Source organism: Cognatundibacterium rivi, from assembly GCF_018139565.1.
Classification (GTDB): Bacteria; Pseudomonadota; Gammaproteobacteria; order Burkholderiales; family Burkholderiaceae_D; genus Undibacterium; species Undibacterium rivi.
Map to the genome: position 1 here is coordinate 845,458 of NZ_JAGSPK010000001.1, position 17,609 is coordinate 863,066.

The window sequence follows — 17,609 nt, forward strand, 5'->3', positions numbered from 1 at the left end:
ATCAGCCTTTCTTAAATCCGTATTTCGTCAACACTGTCTGCCCCGGTGCGGACAACAGATAGTTGATGAAGCGCTTCGCTTCTTCAGCATTCGGGCTATTTCTGATGCGCGCAACCGGATAGCTGATTGCTGTGGCAGTCGGTATTTCCAGCACGACTTTGACTTTGTCTTTCATGATCGCGGCATCGGTGGCATAAACGAAGCCAGCATCGACCTCGCTGCGGGCAACGTAATCGAGAGATTGCCGCACGTTTTGCGTACTGATGGTTTTGCTTTCGAGTGCTGGCCACAGTTTTGCAGTTTCCAGCGCCTGCATGGTATAGCGACCCACGGGCACACTGGCCGGATTGCCAATCGCAATCCGTTTGATATTTGCCTGATTCAGATCGTCGAGTCGTTTGATGGCGATTTTACTGTCGACAGGTTCAATCAGAACGAGGGCGTTCCGTACAAAATCATGACGTTCACTCGCCATTACTAAGCCCTGTTTTTCTGCTGCATCCATGGTTTCCTGGTCTGCCGAGGCGAACACATCGACCGGTGCGCCTTTGGCGATTTGCTGCAACAAGGCACCTGATGCCGCAAAGTTCAGGGAGACTTTGGCTTCCGGGTATTGCGCCTGATAATTCTGTGCAATTTCTTTGAACGCATTGGTCAGACTGGCGGCTGCCGAAACTGTAATTTCTGCTGCGCAGGCGAGATTCGACACCCCGACCAGTACAGCTGCCGACAGCAGGCGTTTCAAGGTTGTCGTTTGCACGTGACAGCTCCGGTGAGTTGAACAGAAGTCGTAATATACACTTATATATAACGCTATCAAAGAACGAGCCCAGATAATCTTGATTCAGGTCAGGAATCTTTGCTAAGCGGCAATCTGAGCGGCAATCTATCTAAGCGGCAATATATGCGGGTAATGCGGAAGCAGGTATACAAAAAAGCCCACCAAACGGTGGGCTGAATTGTGGCGAAGGCGTTAATGCTCAGCCACAAGCGCCGACGTAGCCGCAGGAAACACAACGGCTGCAGCCGTCGATTTTTTGCAATGCATATGCACCGCAATCCGGGCATTTTTTGCCGCTCGGGATATACGATACAGGCGCAGTTTCCGCGACGTAGGTCAGATCATTGACGCCATATTGTTGCAGGCGGGATTTAAATTTCTCGGCCAGCACATGCACCGGAATCTGATTGCCAGAGGCATCCAGAAAACCGCGTTTCATCAGGATGCGCTGCAAGGCGTAGCCGATGGCGGCGACTTCGGATTCGTGGAACAGCGGTGCTTGCGAGCCATCGTCTTTGGTCAGCATGCCGCAACGGACGGTGCCTTTATCCCACACCACTTCGCGCATATCCGCCAGTGCTTTAGCGATGGAGCCCCCCGAGCGTGCCGCCATCGACAGCAGACGCATGCTGGCGGAAATCCATTGCTGACCGTCGTTTTTCTGACCGGCTGGCATAAAGAATTCAAACGGACGTTCTATCGTGATCATTTCGCCGCCGACCATACCCTGTACGTGTATGAAGCTGACGGTCAGGTACACCGTTTTTTTACCTTCATAAGTGGTGTACTGTACTTTAGAGGTGATCGATTCCAGATCGCCGAAAGGACGCCCCTCAAACTGTTTGCGCAACAAATCTTCATCATGCTGCTGATGCGCGACCGTTGTGGCCACTTCGGTTTCCGGTGTGGCGCTGGCGACCGATAAAACGCTGCCTAGTATGCTGTTTGGCCGATAGGTTGCCAGACCTTTGAGTCCGGCACGCCATGCGTCCATGTACAGATTCTGGAAGTCTTCGTAAGGATAATCGGCCGGGACGTTAACTGTTTTCGAGATCGCCGAATCAATATAAGGCTGTACGACCTGCAGCATTTTCATGTGGTCGCTGGCTGACATATTCAGCGCAGTGACGAACTGATGCGGTAATTTGCTGTCGTCGGACACATCGTGACCCATCGCGCGGTATAAACGCCAGGCGTGATCTGCGACTTCATAGATACGTGCATCGCCAACGGCCATGCGTTTTTTACGGTTATAGACCCATGAAAATGCAGGTTCGATACCGTTCGATGCATTGTCTGCAAAAGCCAGTGTGATGGTGCCGGTTGGTGCAATCGACAGAAGGTGAGAATTGCGCAGTCCATTTTTTTCTATGGCTTTACGAACTGCTTTCGGCAAACGTTGCGCGAACGAACCGGACAAATATTTCTGACTATCGAATAAGGGGAATGCGCCTTTTTCCTTTGCCAGTTCGGCGGAAGCGAGATACGCCGTATCGCGCAGAACTTCTGATACCTGACGGGCGAATTCGCGGCCTTCGTCAGAATCGTAGCGTATGCCCAGCATCACCAGTGTGCTGCCGATGCCGAGAAAACCCAGTCCGACGCGGCGTTTCGACATCGCTTCAGCTTTTTGCAGGTCCAGTGGCCATGCGGTGGCGTCCAGCACATTGTCGAGCATACGGGTTGCCACCGTGATGACTAATTTAAATGCTTCAAAATCAAAGCTGGTGCCGAGCGAGAATGGATTTTTGACGAAGCGTGTCAGATTGATAGAACCGAGGCAGCAGCAGCCATAATCTGGCAAAGGTTGTTCGGCGCAAGGATTGGTCGCTTCGATTTTTTCGCAGTAATACAGATTGTTTTCTGTATTCATGCGTGACAGGAACAGAATGCCCGGCTCTGCATGGTCGTAAGTCGATTTCATGACGACTTCCCACAGGTCGCGGGCGCGCAGTGTTTCATAGACCCAGAGTCCATCTTCGCGCTGATACGCGCCGGCCGCTTTGCGGTCTTCGCTCGGCTCGGCTTTGTGTACCAGACAGAAATCTGTATCGTCAGCGACCGCCTGCATGAACTCATCGGTGACGCCGATGGAGATATTAAAATTAGTCAGGCCGCCTTCGTCTTTCGAGCGGATAAATTCCAGAATATCGGGATGATCGCCGCGCAACACGCCCATTTGTGCACCGCGCCGCGCACCGGCAGATTCGACGGTTGAGCATGAGGCATTGAACACCTGCATGAAAGACACCGGGCCGGAGGCGCGCGAACGTGTACCGCGCACCAGCGCATCTTTAGGACGAATGCTGGAAAAATCGTAGCCAACACCGCCGCCGCGTCGCATGGTTTCCGCCGCGTCTGCCAGTGCCGCATAAATACCGGGTTTTCCATCGGTCGGGCTGGATACCGAATCACCGACCGGTTGCACGAAACAGTTAATCAGTGTCGCATGTAAATCCATGCCAGCCGCGGAATTGATACGGCCAGCCGGAACAAAACCGTTTTTTTGCGCCCATAAGAATTTTTCTTCGTAATAGGCTTGCACGTCCGCTTGTTCAACGCTGGCGAGTGCCTTGGCGACGCGTGCCTGCACATCATTAATAGTGGCTTCTTCGCCCTTCGCGTATTTTTCTAATAAAACATCGAGAGAGATTTCTTGTGGCGCCATGTCAGTGATTCCCGGGAGTTGTACGTTCGCATTCATTATCAGCTTAATTTCTCAGTGAGGATTACAGATTATCGTATCGATTATTGTCTTGAAGCCAGCGCCACTAAGTTGGGCAGCGCTTCAGTATATGGGGCAGGGGCTGATTTGCCTTGATGGGTATCAAGGCAGACAAAATCCCTGCCTGTTCAGCATTTCTTGTGTCAGTTCTTACTGATTCAGCAATTTTTTCAGTAAGTAATTGCTATGCCGGAAAGCTTCTGATTTTGTGACTTAGCTCAGGTAAGGTGCCAGAATCGCCATGGTGCGGGCGGTTGCACCCTGATGCTGTAAAAAAAACGCATGTGCATGTTGCCCCATAGCTTTGCGTTTTTTATCATTACCCAGTAAAGCAAGCGCTTCACGTAGCATACTCCGCGCGCCGTCCACCCGCAAAGCGGCGTCGACCGCAATGGCCTGATCGGTGATTTCGGAAAAGTTAAAGGTATGCAGCCCTGTTAGTACGGCTTTACCCATGGCGCAGGCTTCGATCAGATTATGTCCGCCCAGCGGCACCAGACTTCCGCCGACAAAAGCGACATCGGCAGCGGCATAGTACATATACATTTCACCCATGGTGTCGCCCAGCAATATCTGTACATCACCGGCTATCGGTGCGATCGTTGCATGATCGATGCTTGAGCGGCGCACATACGAAATGCCACGTGCTTCCAGCATGCCCGCGACCTGATCAAAACGTTGCGGATGGCGTGGCGTGATGATCAGCAGCGGCTTTTCTGTCAGCAAGGGAAATTGTTCCTGAAACGCGGCGAGGATCAGTTCTTCTTCACCGTCGCGGGTACTGGCGCACAGGATGACCTGACGCTCGCCAAAACTGCGGCGTAAAGCGATGCCGCGTTCTGCCATCAGTGCTGGCGGCGTGACATCAAATTTCATATTCCCTGTGACTTGCGGTTCGCTGATACCGAGTTTACGCAAGCGCTCCGCATCCGGATTCGATTGTGCAGCAACAGCGCTGATTGCGTGCGCTGCCGGCAGCATCAGGGCGGACAAACGACGTGCTTTGTTCAGCGATTTTGCGGATAAGCGCGCATTTACCAAGGTGACCGGTACCTGCAATTCTTTGCATTGAGCGATCAGATTCGGCCAGACTTCTGTTTCTATCAGTATGCACAGGCGCGGAGAATAATGCCGCAGAAAACGGCGCATCATCCAGTTAATGTCATACGGCAAAAATGCCTGCGTCAGCCGCGACGATACATCGGCAAACAGCTTGCCGCCGGTTTCACGTCCGGTCGCGGTCATGTGTGTCAGTAACAGATGATGCTGCGGATAGGTGTCCAGCAACGCCCGTATCAAAGGTTCCGCAGCGCGTGTTTCACCTGCCGACACGGCGTGTACCCAGATCGTTGCTTGCTTTTGATAAGCCGGAAAAAATCCCAGGCGTTCGGCGATGTGCTGGCGGTAACCTGGCTCGCGACGACCGCGCCACCAGAGGCGGAAGACGGCGAAGGGCAGCGATAAACCCCAGACGAAAGAATAAAGAAGGCGCATGGATTAGTTTTTTCTGAAATTCACCAGCACGATACCACTGAGTACCATCACAGCGCCAATCGCAAAGCGCGGGCTGACAACATCATTCATCAGCACGACACCCGCCGCGACACCGAACAGCGGCGTCAGAAACGAAAACGCAGACAGGCGCGATGCCAGATAGCGACGCATCAGCCAGAACCACGCCAGATAACTGGCGAAAGCCACCACCACACTTTGAAACAACATGCTGATCCAGGCGGCTTGATCCCACGCTGCAAACACATTGTCGCCCTGCGCATAGGCAATAGCGGTTAAGGCAACAGCTGCCCCGGCGAGCTGATAAAACAGCGTGGTCGTCGGCTCTGCTTCAGATAAGCTCGATTTACGTATCACCACCGTTGTCGATGCCCACAGCAGTGCCGCCAGAATACCGAAGCTGTCACCGATCAGCATGTCATGCATGGCACGCGGGTTATTGCCAAACGCGCCGGAAAACGCAATCGCGACACCGCCAAAGGCCATCAGTATCCCCAGCCATTGCCGCGCCTGCAGGCGCTCTGCCGGAATCAGCCAGTGCAGGGCGAGCACCGTGAAGATAGGCGCGGTATATAAAAACACCGACATATGTGATGCCGTCGTGAAATTCAGTCCGTACGATACCGCCAGAAATTCGCCAGCGAACAGCAGGCCCGCCAGCAAACCCGGGCGCAGATGCGGCCCCGTCAGCGCGAATGGAATTTTTCTGATTGATATTAAAGCGAGCACTAACACAGCGGCAATGCCTGAGCGCAAGCCGAGTTGTAGTGTGGAACTGATGGCATGCGCGGCCATTTTGACCGCCACTTGTTGTAAACCCCAGCACAGGCAGAGCAGTAACATCAGACCGATGGCGTTGCCGTCGAGGCTCTTGCGGATAGTCATGTGGTAAAAAAGAAAATAATGCAGAAATTTGAAGAAGCAGGACTATACCCTAAGTCGCGCGGCGGCTGAGTTTCTTGTTCAGCAAGCGCCAGATATGGCTGATGCTGGCGACCCGCTGCGACTGAATTGCGCGGCGTTTGCGCCAGGTATCCGGCAAGCCGTACAAGGCGTCACGCTTGGCGCGCAGAATGACCTTGCCCTGACCGGCTTTGATGAAATAGGCAACCGTGATCAGATTCAGTAATACATGCAAAGGCAGGCAAAGCCAGAACAGGATGCCGGGCATATTTTTAACGAAAGTCCAGACCAGATTACGGTGGCCGTAATACACAGAGAAATCGCTGCGTTTGCCAGTCAGCGCCGAGCCGACATGATTGGCAACCGATTCCGGCACATACAAACAGCGGTGGCCGAGCAACTGGTAGCGAAAGCCGAGATCAATATCTTCGACATAGCAAAAATAATCTTCATCGAAACCACCGATCGCATCGAACACATCGCGCCTGTATAAACCCGCGGCGGCGCAGGTCGAAAAAATTTCCCGGCGTTCTAAAAACGATGGCTGCAATGGCTGCCCGTGCGCCTCGCGCCAGACCAGCCCGCTGACGTGATAAGCATCACCGACGCCGTCGAGCAGGGTGCCGGTATTGGCATCCATCAGACGGCTGCCGAAGATCGCAAATTCAGGTTGCGCAACGGCTGCATCCACCAGGGCTTTGAGCCAGTCCGGTTCAGGAAACGCATCCGGATTCAGCAAAGCGATCCATTCGCTGTCGGGCGCTGCCAGTTTGACGGCGAGATTATTCCCCGCCGCAAACCCGAGATTGCTGCCCGCGTGTATCACTTTGACCTGCGGAAATGCCTGTTCGATTGCATGACCAGAGCCGTCGCTACTGGCATTATCGACCACGATGATTTCATGCGGCTGGTAGCTTTGCGCGCACAGATCGGTGATGCAGCGTTGCAGCAAAGCACCGCCATTCCAGTTGACGATGACGACGCTGACTTTGGGTGAATGTTTTGATGAGGCGGCTTGCATGCAGTGGTATTCTTTTCAGTTCAAATTGCCGGAGGTGCTGACAGCGGCTGCGTTGTCATAGTAATTGCCGTATCGCCTGTTCGACTTCAGCGACGGCGGGCGGTGCGCCATTATCACCGAGGTTGATGATCTTCGGTGACCAGTTTCCTTCGGTTTTCCATTTCGGTGAAGCGCAGTAAATTTCTATGGTCGGTGTTTCATACGCGGCCGCGATATGCGTCAGACCTGTATCGACACCGATCGCCAGTGCGGCGGATTGCGCCAGTATCGTGGCTTCTTGCATGGAGAGCGCCGGTAACACCGTGGCATTCGGTATTGCTGCCGCCATTGCTACTGCTTCAGCTTTTTCGGCCGGGCTACCCCACGGCAGCAGGATCGGTAACTCGTATTGTCGCAAAAAGGTGGCAATCGCTATCCAGTTGTCCCGCGCCCATTTTTTTGCCGCACCGGCAGTGCCGTGGAAAAAGACCACGTAAGGTGTCGCTGGTTTCCAGCTGGTGTCGCCGGTTGGCACGCGTAAGCCGAAACTGGCTGGTGTGTCGACAACATAGCCGGCCGCAGCGGCCGCGACCAGACGACCGCGCAAAACAGCATGCGTGTGCTTGTCAACCGGTACGCTCAGATCATGAAATAGTCGCGAAATGCCTTCGTAACCTGAACCCTCGGTACCATTCGCCAGACCAACTTTTTTCCCGTTTGGCGTCTTGCGCGCCATGCCCATGATGAGTCCGGTTTTCAGCAGCCCTTGCGTGTCGAGGATCAGATCGTAGGCGTCATGCCGTAACTGGCGGTAAAAGCTCGCGATTTCTGCGCGGGTCGCGGCCGAGCGCAGACTCTTGCGCCAGCGACGTAAGGCGAAGGGAATGATGTGCCGCACACCGGGATGCAGACGCACCAGATTCACATAGGCTTCTTCCACCACCCAGTCGATTTGCGCACCGGGAAAATGGCGCAGCAGATCATCAACAACCGGCATGTTATGCAGCACATCGCCAAGGGAAGAAACACGGACCAGCAGAATTTTCACGGAATTGTCAGTCACAAAAACAGGGGCAGATTAAACGAAGAACAGCGTCGCCAGGCGTCGGAATTTGCTGCATTTTTCATATACTCCCCCCCATTTTTAGTATTTCTGCCTTCATGTCCTTATCAACATTGGGCTGTAGAAAATACTGGGGGGAGTATATTTGAGGCATTTGGGCGGTCTTTTTTACCTTCACTACTCATGCTCAGAGCAGTGAAGCAGCAAGCGCTTTAAAACGGCAGCGCAGCGTCAGGTTTGACTGCGAGCACCGCCTGCTTCATCGCCGCCTGTATGCGCGCCAGCGCGGCTGGTGTTTCCGCTTCAAAACGCATCACGATCACCGGTGTCGTATTCGAAGAGCGTGCCAGACCGAAACCGTCCGGATATTCGACCCGCAGACCATCAATCGTGATGATTTCATCGGAACCCGGGAAGCTGGCATTCGCCTGCATTGCGGCGATGAGTGTGAAATTCTCGCCCTCGGCTAATTTCAACTGCAGCTCCGGTGTTGATGCTGATTGCGGCAAGTCATTCAGGGTTGCGGTCATGTCCGCGACGCGGCTCAGAATTTCCAGCAAACGGGCACCGGCGTACAAGCCGTCATCAAAACCATACCAGCGGTCTTTGAAGAAAATATGCCCGCTCATTTCTCCGCCCAGCGGTGAGCCGGTTTCACGCAATTTTGCTTTCACCAGCGAGTGCCCGGTTTTCCACATCAGCGGTACACCGCCGCGCGCTTTGACCCACGGTGCGATATGGCGCGTGCATTTCACGTCATACAGAATCTGTGCGCCAGGATTACGGGTCAGCACATCTTCGGCAAACAGCATCAACTGGCGGTCAGGGTAAATGATCTGACCGTCTTTCGTCACGACACCGAGGCGGTCACCGTCGCCGTCAAAGGCCAGTCCGATTTCGGCATCGGTCGTTTGCAGACAATGAATTAAATCCTGCAGATTTTCAGCATGCGCCGGATCAGGATGATGATTCGGGAATGTGCCATCGACTTCGCAGAATAATTCGATCACTTCGCAACCCATGCCGCGATACAGATCGGCCGCAAACGCACCGGCCACACCGTTACCGCAATCGACCGCGATTTTGATCGGGCGCGCCAGTTTAACGTCGCCGATAATGCGCTCAAGATAGGCCGCTCTGATATCGTGGGTACGGTAGCTGCCGCTGCCCTGTGCAAATTCTCTTTTCAGTATGGTCTGATACAGAGCCAGAATCGCATCGCCATAAATCGCTTCCCCAGCGAGCACCATTTTGAAACCATTGTAATCCGGCGGATTATGGCTGCCGGTCACCATGATGCCGGATGCCGCACCGAGCACATTGGTACCGAAGTACACCATCGGTGTGACAACCACGCCGAGGTCGATCACATCGACGCCGGTCGCTTGCAAACCTTTGGCGAGTGCGGTGATCAGATCGGGGCCGGACAAGCGGCCATCACGACCAATCACTACCGTTTTTTCACCCTTGGCAACGGCGGCGCTACCGAAGGCCTGACCAATCAGGTAAGCAACATCGGCATCAAGTGTTTTGCCAATAATGCCGCGGATATCGTACGCCTTGAAAATACTGGGAGAGAGTAGGGACATAACAACCTTGCTGATCAAAAGAGGTGATGATGGAATGAGAAAAATTGCTTCAATACAGATTAAATACAGAACTTAATGCAGAACTTAATGCAGAACTTTGGCGCCGCTCACGTTGTCTGCGGCGGCATGAGATGCCTGCCAGATCAGATCTTCGATACCGCATTGCGGCTGGTATTCTGCCACCGTTTTTAACAACAGCGTACGTATTTGTTCATAGTCAAATGCGGTGCAGGCCTGCTCAAGCGCGGTCAGCGCCAGGTTTAATTGCTCCCAGGGAATTTCATTTTCCTGCGCGCGCATAATCAGCGGGTGGCTGGTACCTTCAACGTTGTCACCGATCAGCAATTCTTCGTACAGTTTTTCACCAGGGCGCAGGCCGACGTGCTGTATCTCTATCGTTCCCTGCGGCGTGCTTTCTGATTTTACCTCCAGCCCGCTCAGATGCACCATGCGCCGCGCCAGATCGATAATGCGTACCGGTTCACCCATATCCAGCACAAAGACATCGCCGCCTTCGCCCATGGCACCTGCCTGCAATACCAGTTGCGCCGCTTCCGGAATGGTCATGAAATAGCGCGTGATGTCAGGGTGCGTCAACGTGATCGGGCCGCCTGCCATGATCTGTTTGCGAAACAGAGGCACGACGGAACCCGACGAGCCCAGTACATTGCCAAAGCGCACCATACAAAAACGCGTGCTGTGCTGACCGTGCGAAAACGCTTGCAAAATTAATTCTGCGAGCCGTTTGCTGGTGCCCATGACGTTTGTCGGGCGCACCGCTTTGTCGGTGGAAATCAGCACAAAGTTAGCCACTTTCGCCAGGATCGCCGCTTGCGCGACCGCCAGCGTGCCGAACACGTTATTCCGTATGCCTTCGACCGGATTGTGTTCGACCAGCGGCACATGTTTGTAAGCCGCAGCGTGATACAGCGTATCAATGCTGCAGGCTGCAAAAATTCTGTCGAGCTTGGCAGTATCAAGCACAGTACCGAGAAACGGCAGTATCTCGACATCAAGATGAAGCTGTGCGCGTAGCGACAGCAATTCATGTTCGATCGCATATAAAGCGTATTCGGACATTTCCAGTAACACCAGTTTTTTTGGGCGCTGACGCAGAATCTGGCGGCATAGTTCTGAACCAATAGAGCCGCCCGCGCCGGTGACCAACACATGTTTGCCGGTGATGCAGATACTCAGTAAGCGGCTGTCCGGTTCAACCTGATCACGCCCCAGCAAATCTTCAATTTCAACATCGCGCACATCCTGAACACGCAGTTCACCATTGACCAGGCTTTGTATAGAAGGAGTGACTTTAATTTTCAGTTTCAGATGTTCGAGCTGATTCAATATCTGTTTTTGTCGGGTTTTGCTGGCTGACGGTATCGCCAGCAGAATCTGCTTGATACCGAGTTTACCGACCAGCGCATCAATTTCTGCCGGGCTGTAAATCTGTATACCAGCGATCGTTGAGCGGTGTTTTTTTTCATTGTCATCAATAAACGCGACGCAGATATGTTCACCGCCAGCCCGCAATGCCGTAGCGAGTTGCGCCCCGGCTTTCCCTGCGCCGTAAATGCAGACATGAATCACGTTGTCTGCCATATCGGCGCGCAGAAACCAGCTGCGTGCGAGAAAACGGCTGGCGCCCAGATACAGGATAGAACCTGCCCAGAAAAAGCCGAAGATCGCGCGCGAAATTGGCATGATATGCAGCATCACGCCGATGAAGGCCAGCAGCAGAACGGATGTGCTGGCTCCGATAAAGATCACGCTGATAATTTTCTGATCAATAAATCGAATGACAGCACGATACAGACCGATACGAATAAAAATCGGGATGGAGACAAAAGGGATAGAACAAATCAACCAGAAATAATGCCGGAATAACTCGGCGTTAAAACCATCGTAACGTAACCAGATCGCCAGGATGAAGATCAGCGGCAGACACAGCGCATCAAGCGCAGCGGCCATGATTTGCTTCTGCAGGCGGGGGAGATGGAGTAGTGTTTGCAGCATAAGCGTGGTCCTAATGCGTGATGCCGTCGCGACGCAATACCTTGAAAAAAGTCATCAGCAGTATGCGCATATCCAGCAGAAATGACTGATGTTGCAGGTAATAGGCATCGAGCTCCACTTTCACCGGAATCGGTAATTCATCACGACCATTAACTTGCGCCCAGCCAGTTAACCCGGGAGGAATCGTATGGACGTTTTTTTCAGTACGTAAGGCAATCAGATCATGCTGATTGTACAGCGCCGGGCGCGGGCCTACGAAACTCATATCGCCGTTCAGGATACTCCACAGTTGCGGCAATTCATCCAGACTGGATTTTCTGAGAAACGAACCTATCGGCGTCAGATACTGATCCGGGTTACTCAACAAGTGCGTGGCGACAGCCGGTGTGTCTATGCGCATGCTGCGGAATTTCGGCATCTTGAAAATGACGTTATTCCTGCCAACACGATCCGACCAGTAAACGGCAGGGCCGCGCGAAGTCAGCTTCACGCACAAGGCGGTGATCAGTACGGGCAATAGCAAAATAAGTGAGGCACATACAGCGAGCAACAGGTCAAAGCAACGTTTCAACATAGTGTTATGGTAATTGTGTCACGGTAGCGGCCAGTCCCTGTTCCACAGTATAGGGCGGAGTCCAGCCAAGTAAGGTTTTTGCTTTAGTGATATCGACTTGCAATGATAAACAGAGGCGATCAGCAACCGTTTTTTTTCCGAGCAGCGTGGCTGCCAACGTGAGTAAAGATGGTGGACACGGCAGCAAGCGTGACGGTACCTGCATGGCTTTGGCACACGCCTGCAATAACTCAGCGGTCGATAAATCCTGACCGTCGGAGACCAGAAAAATTTCTTGCCCCGCATTTGGGTGATGCAGGCAGGTATCGATCAGGCTGATCAGATTGCCGAGATAAACAAAGCTGCGTTTGTTTCTGGTGCTTGCCAGCGGCAGCGGTATACCTTTTTTGACCCAGCGCAGCATGCTTAAAAAATTCGCTTTCACGCCCGGCCCATAGATCAGCGGTGGCCGGATGATCGTTACTGCCATACCGGTTTGCTCACCCAGCTGCAACAGGGCAATTTCTGCTTCGCACTTCGATATACCATACGGATCTTCGGCAAGAGGCGCATCTTGTTCGCAGAACGGTTTACCCGTCTGCGTCAGCTCACCGTTGACTTTGACGGAACTGATAAAAATGAACTGGCGCACGCCTGCCGCCGCCGCTTGTCTGGCCAGCGCCAATGTGGCATCAACGTTGACGCGACGGAACAAGGCCAGCGGATCAGCCGCGGACTCGTGCATCACATGCACACGGGCCGCGCAATGTATGACCGCGTCAACCTCATGCAAATGAACAGTCCAGTCGAGATCAGGCGTCAGTTGCTGAACCAGCGGATTTGCCATCAGCGGTGATTGATAGCTGAGTGGCTGACGGCTTGGGCAAATCAGTGGGCGATTTTGTGCAAGAAAATATCTGGCGACTGCCTGTCCGACAAAGCCACTCGCACCGGTAATGAGAATACGCTGAGCCATATCAGCGTGCACCACTTGTGCGACGTGGATAGACAAAATATTTGCGCGATAAAAATTTCAGAAAACTGCGGATAAACCAATTCGCGTGCGGTGATAACAGACTGCGGTTTTTATGGGCCGCAAAATGGATCGCTCGCAGTTGCGGGTAATAACGCACGCCTTTTCCCAGCATCAGATACGAGCGGTAGCAAAGATCGACATCTTCAAAATACATAAAATAGCGATCATCGAAACCCTGCAGCGCTTCGTAATGCCGCGCATCGAACGCTAAAAATGCGCCCGAAGCCCAGTCTGCATGAAACGGCGCTGTGATTTTTTCTTTATCGTAGGACTGCGTCAGCGAGCGTATGATCGCCATGCGCAAAGGCGAAAGAAAATCCGGGAACAGGCGGATATTCGCGTCGGTCCTGAGGTGATTTTCATCTTTAAACAGATTCAGGGTTGCCAGCGGAAACTGATCGCGCTTCATCTCATCAACCAGTTGTCTGAGCGTATCCGGTGTGATGGAAATATCCGGATTCATGACGACGAATATGTCACCCGCGCGGAAACCGACACTATTTTGTATTTGCCGGAACAGAAAATTATTATTCGCACCGAAACCCATCCCGGCAGAGGCATCGGTATAAGAAACGCCGTTCTGATGACAGTAATCTTTTAATTTTTCAGATGGCAGATTATCTTTCAGCCACAGATGGATATCGTCATGCTGGCCGAGTAATCCGCCCAGCCGGGTGGAGATCAGCAGATCTTCATGTCCATGACTGATGATGGCAACATGAATCATAAGTGAACGATTCCATTCATATTTGGGTGTGAGGACATGCTTACTGGTATCTGCTTTACTGTGCTGTCACGGAGCGCGGCGTATGCGATTACTGGCGTACAGAGTAACAGCATTCGCTTTGCCCGCGATGAACTATTCCTTATCAGTATCTATGCCAGACTATCCGTCAACGCCGTTTGCCACGATGGCAGCGTCAATCCGAAAGTGCGGCTGATTTTATCGGTATTCAGACAGGAATTAACCGGTCTTGTTGCTGGTGTCGGATATTCGCTGGCAGGAATTCCATGCACGACGGGTGCCGGCTTGTTCAGCAAACCACGGCCAGCCGCCTGACGCAGAATTTCTTCGGTAAAGCCACACCAGCTTGTGTGTCCGGTGGTCGTCAGATTATATAAGCCCTGATATTGCGACCACCATTGTGCGCTGTCCGGTGCGGCCAGCAGTTGCGCCAGAATTTGACAAGTGGCATCGCTGATGGCTTTCGCCGATGTGGGCGCACCCCACTGATCGTTGACGATACGAAGTTCGTCACGTTCATTTGCCAGCCGTAACATCGTCAGCAGGAAATTTTTACCGAAGCGCGAATAGACCCAGCTGGTGCGGAAAATCAGGTGGCGGCAGCCACTGGCGATAATGGCTTGCTCACCTGCCAGTTTCGTTGCGCCATACACATTCAGTGGATGAGTGGCTTCTGTTTCTGTATAACTTTTTAAACCGGCCTGGGCATCGCGAAGACTGCCGTCAAAGACATAATCTGTCGAATAATGTATCAGGCCAATATTGTGTCTTTTTGCCGCCGCCGCAAAAGCTGCTGGCGCTGCCACATTGATTGCTGCTGCCAACCCAGCTTCTGATTCTGCTTTATCGACCGCTGTATAGGCGGCCGGGTTGATCATCAGATTTGGCTGTATCGCATCAACATATGCAGTAATCGCGGCCGCATCGCTTAAATCGAGCGCACTGCGATCAGGGGCGATCACCTCATGCTGGGCACTGAGTTGCTGCTGCAAAGTATGGCCCAGCTGTCCGGTGACGCCGGTCAATAAAATTTTCATTCAAATACCTCGGCATCAGCGAGCAGTTTTCCTTGCTGATCTTTAGCAGACATCACCGGCTCACCCTGAATCGGCCATTCAATACCAATTGCAGGATCATTCCATTGCAAAGAGCGCTCGTATTCCGGTGCCCAGTAATCCGTGGTTTTATAGAGAAATTCTGCTTTATCGCTGAGCACAACGAAACCATGTGCAAAGCCAGGCGGAATCCAGAGCTGACGCTGATTTTCTGCAGACAGAACGACGCCGGTCCACTGACCGAAGCGTGGTGAGCTCTTGCGGATATCAACAGCCACATCAAACACTTCGCCGGTCACGACGCGCACCAGTTTTCCCTGTGCCTGTTTGATCTGATAGTGCAGACCACGCAGGATATTTTTTGCGGAAAGTGAATGGTTGTCCTGAACAAATTCAACGTCGACACCCGTCAGCTCAGCAAATTTTTTTGCATTGAAGCTCTCGAAGAAAAAACCGCGTTCGTCACCGAATACTTTCGGTTCTATGATCATGACTTCCGGCAGATTGGTAGGAATAGCTTTCATGGTTTAAAACGTCTTTTTCTCTAAGAGTTGCAACAGATAACGGCCATACTCATTTTTTTTCAGCGGCTGCGCCAGCGTTTCGAGCTGCGCGGCGCTGATGTAGTTGCGGCGGAAGGCGATTTCTTCAGGGCAGGCGACTTTCAAGCCTTGACGCTTTTCTATCGTCGCAACAAACTGACCTGCTTCCAGCAAGGATTCGTGAGTGCCGGTATCGAGCCATGCCATGCCTCGCCCCATCAGTTCCACGTTGAGTTCACCTTGTTTCAGATAAACGTTGTTGACATCGGTAATTTCAAGTTCACCACGTGGCGACGGTTTGATATTGGCGGCGATGTCGCAGACTTGCTGATCATAAAAATACAGGCCGGTTACTGCGTAATTCGACTTCGGTTTTACTGGTTTTTCCTCGATGCTGAGAGCTTGTTTGTTCGCATCAAAATCAACCACGCCATAGCGTTCAGGATCATGCACGTGGTAAGCAAACACGGTTGCGCCCTGATTTCTGGCGTCGGCTCTGCGTAATTGCGGTTCGAAATCGTGACCGTAATAGATGTTGTCACCCAGAATCAGCGCGGAAGGAGAATTACCGATAAATTCTTTACCAATAATAAATGCTTGCGCCAGACCGTCAGGTGACGGTTGCACCGCATATTGCAGGTTGATGCCCCATTGCGAGCCGTCACCGAGCAATTCAGAAAAACGTGGTGTATCTTGCGGTGTCGAGATAATCAGGATGTCACGGATACCTGCCAGCATCAGCGATGTCAGCGGGTAATAAATCATTGGTTTGTCGTATACCGGCAGCAATTGTTTGGAGATTGCCTGTGTGACCGGGTAAAGGCGTGTACCGGAACCACCGGCCAGAATAATGCCTTTGCGGGTACTGGATGTAAAACTCATGCTTGTTCCTTGTTACTGTATTGCAGATCAACCCACTTCATATAATCGCCGGATTGTACCTGCTCGACCCATGCATCATTGGCGAGATACCATTCCACTGTTTTGCGCAGACCAGTCGTAAAAGTTTCAGCTGGTTTCCAGCCAAGTTCACGTTCGATTTTGCGTGCATCAATAGCGTAGCGACGATCGTGCCCTGGGCGGTCGGTGATGTGTTTAATCTGATCGCGGTAACTGCCTTGCGCTTTGGGTTGCAATTCGTCCAATAAATCGCAAATCGTATGAACAACGCTGAGATTGGTCTGTTCGTTCCAGCCGCCGACGTTGTAGGTTTCGCCCAGGCGCCCATCTTCAAGGACGCGGCGGATTGCCGCACAATGATCTGTCACAAACAACCAGTCACGCACTTGCTGACCATCGCCATATACCGGCAAGTCTTTACCTGCTCGGGCGTTGGTAATAATCAGTGGAATCAGTTTTTCCGGGAAATGATAAGGGCCATAGTTATTTGAGCAGTTCGTCGTTAAGACTGGCATGCCATAAGTATGGTGATAAGCCCGAACCAGATGATCGGAAGCTGCTTTCGATGCGGAATACGGGCTGTTCGGCGCGTAAGCTGTTGTTTCGCTGAATGGCGGATCTTCCGAACCCAGCGTTCCATACACTTCATCGGTTGATACATGCAGGAAACGGAAGTCCGTTTTTTCCTGAGCTTCGAGTGAATTCCAGTAGGCACGCGCTGCCTCTAACAGGCTGAAAGTACCGTTAACATTGGTTGTGACGAACGCTGCCGGACCATGAATCGAGCGATCTACGTGGCTTTCTGCCGCAAAATGCACGATCGCACGTGGCTTATGCTCTGCAAACAAGGCTGTCAGTTTGTCGCCGTCGCAGATGTCACCCTGAACGAAAATATGCCGGTTATCGTGACGTAAGCTTGTAAGATTGTTTAAATTGCCAGCATAAGTCAGTTTGTCATAATTGAGCACAGTCTCATCAGATTGTGCCAGCCAACTTAATACAAAATTAGCGCCGATAAATCCCGCGCCGCCTGTGACGAAAATCATAACTAACCCCTGTCTGAACCGCTTATTTTTAATACCCAACCCGCGATTTTACTTGAGATAAGCCCGAAGTCGTTCTATTTTGTGATGATTTAACGCTGTAAGTTTGGTAACAATTATTTGCATTAATGCAGTTTTGACATGTT

15 protein-coding genes are annotated in these 17,609 nt (G+C 52.3%); all 15 read right to left on the reverse strand.

Translation table 11 applies throughout. From position 1 onward, the window contains the following. Position 1: 1 nt before the first annotated feature. Entirely contained in the window at positions 2-760 is a 759-nt protein-coding gene (modA, locus tag KDM87_RS03835) for a molybdate ABC transporter substrate-binding protein (protein WP_329604889.1), read from the reverse strand. A 220-nt stretch (positions 761-980) separates the two neighbouring features. Then, complete coding sequence (locus KDM87_RS03840; RefSeq protein ID WP_212677810.1) at positions 981-3,485, reverse strand: adenosylcobalamin-dependent ribonucleoside-diphosphate reductase; 2,505 nt, start codon at positions 3,483-3,485, stop codon at positions 981-983. Between the two features lie 234 nt (positions 3,486-3,719). After that, entirely contained in the window at positions 3,720-5,000 is a 1,281-nt protein-coding gene (gene waaA / locus KDM87_RS03845; RefSeq protein ID WP_212677811.1) for a lipid IV(A) 3-deoxy-D-manno-octulosonic acid transferase, read from the reverse strand. 3 nt (positions 5,001-5,003) lie between these two features. After that, the gene (locus KDM87_RS03850) at positions 5,004-5,903 is read right to left on the reverse strand and encodes a DMT family transporter (RefSeq protein WP_212677812.1); all 900 of its coding nucleotides are present in this window, start codon (positions 5,901-5,903) and stop codon (positions 5,004-5,006) included. A gap of 49 nt (positions 5,904-5,952) precedes the next feature. Then, on the reverse strand, positions 5,953-6,942 hold the full coding sequence (locus tag KDM87_RS03855) for a glycosyltransferase family 2 protein (protein ID WP_212677813.1): 990 nt from the start codon (positions 6,940-6,942) through the stop codon (positions 5,953-5,955). 55 nt (positions 6,943-6,997) lie between these two features. Beyond that, positions 6,998-7,969: a lipopolysaccharide heptosyltransferase I gene (waaC, locus tag KDM87_RS03860; RefSeq protein ID WP_212677814.1), complete on the reverse strand. Its 972-nt coding sequence runs from the start codon at positions 7,967-7,969 to the stop codon at positions 6,998-7,000. Between the two features lie 227 nt (positions 7,970-8,196). Next, positions 8,197-9,573 carry a phosphomannomutase/phosphoglucomutase gene (locus tag KDM87_RS03865; protein WP_212677815.1) on the reverse strand — a complete coding sequence of 459 codons (1,377 nt, stop codon included), beginning with the start codon at positions 9,571-9,573 and terminating at the stop codon, positions 8,197-8,199. 84 nt (positions 9,574-9,657) lie between these two features. Then, a complete protein-coding gene (locus KDM87_RS03870; protein ID WP_230407557.1) occupies positions 9,658-11,544 on the reverse strand; it encodes a polysaccharide biosynthesis protein in 1,887 nt (628 codons plus the stop codon). A gap of 55 nt (positions 11,545-11,599) precedes the next feature. Then, positions 11,600-12,160: a sugar transferase gene (locus tag KDM87_RS03875; protein WP_212677952.1), complete on the reverse strand. Its 561-nt coding sequence runs from the start codon at positions 12,158-12,160 to the stop codon at positions 11,600-11,602. Positions 12,161-12,167: 7 nt separating this feature from the next. Next, on the reverse strand, positions 12,168-13,154 hold the full coding sequence (locus tag KDM87_RS03880) for a UDP-glucose 4-epimerase family protein (RefSeq protein WP_230407558.1): 987 nt from the start codon (positions 13,152-13,154) through the stop codon (positions 12,168-12,170). After that, positions 13,120-13,905 (reverse strand): glycosyltransferase family protein, encoded by a 786-nt coding sequence (locus KDM87_RS03885; RefSeq protein WP_212677816.1) that lies wholly within the window; start codon positions 13,903-13,905, stop codon positions 13,120-13,122. The genes KDM87_RS03880 and KDM87_RS03885 overlap by 35 nt, the downstream gene beginning before the upstream one ends. 149 nt (positions 13,906-14,054) lie before the next feature. Further along, positions 14,055-14,960 (reverse strand): dTDP-4-dehydrorhamnose reductase, encoded by a 906-nt coding sequence (gene rfbD, locus KDM87_RS03890; RefSeq protein WP_212677817.1) that lies wholly within the window; start codon positions 14,958-14,960, stop codon positions 14,055-14,057. Next, positions 14,957-15,502: a dTDP-4-dehydrorhamnose 3,5-epimerase gene (gene rfbC / locus KDM87_RS03895; protein WP_186884883.1), complete on the reverse strand. Its 546-nt coding sequence runs from the start codon at positions 15,500-15,502 to the stop codon at positions 14,957-14,959. Before rfbC ends, rfbD begins: the two co-directional genes overlap by 4 nt. Before the next feature lie 3 nt (positions 15,503-15,505). Next, positions 15,506-16,402, reverse strand: coding sequence for a glucose-1-phosphate thymidylyltransferase RfbA (gene rfbA, locus KDM87_RS03900; RefSeq protein ID WP_212677818.1), 897 nt, complete (start codon positions 16,400-16,402; stop codon positions 15,506-15,508). Next, on the reverse strand, positions 16,399-17,466 hold the full coding sequence (gene rfbB, locus KDM87_RS03905; protein ID WP_212677819.1) for a dTDP-glucose 4,6-dehydratase: 1,068 nt from the start codon (positions 17,464-17,466) through the stop codon (positions 16,399-16,401). The genes rfbA and rfbB overlap by 4 nt, the downstream gene beginning before the upstream one ends. Positions 17,467-17,609 lie beyond the last annotated feature (143 nt).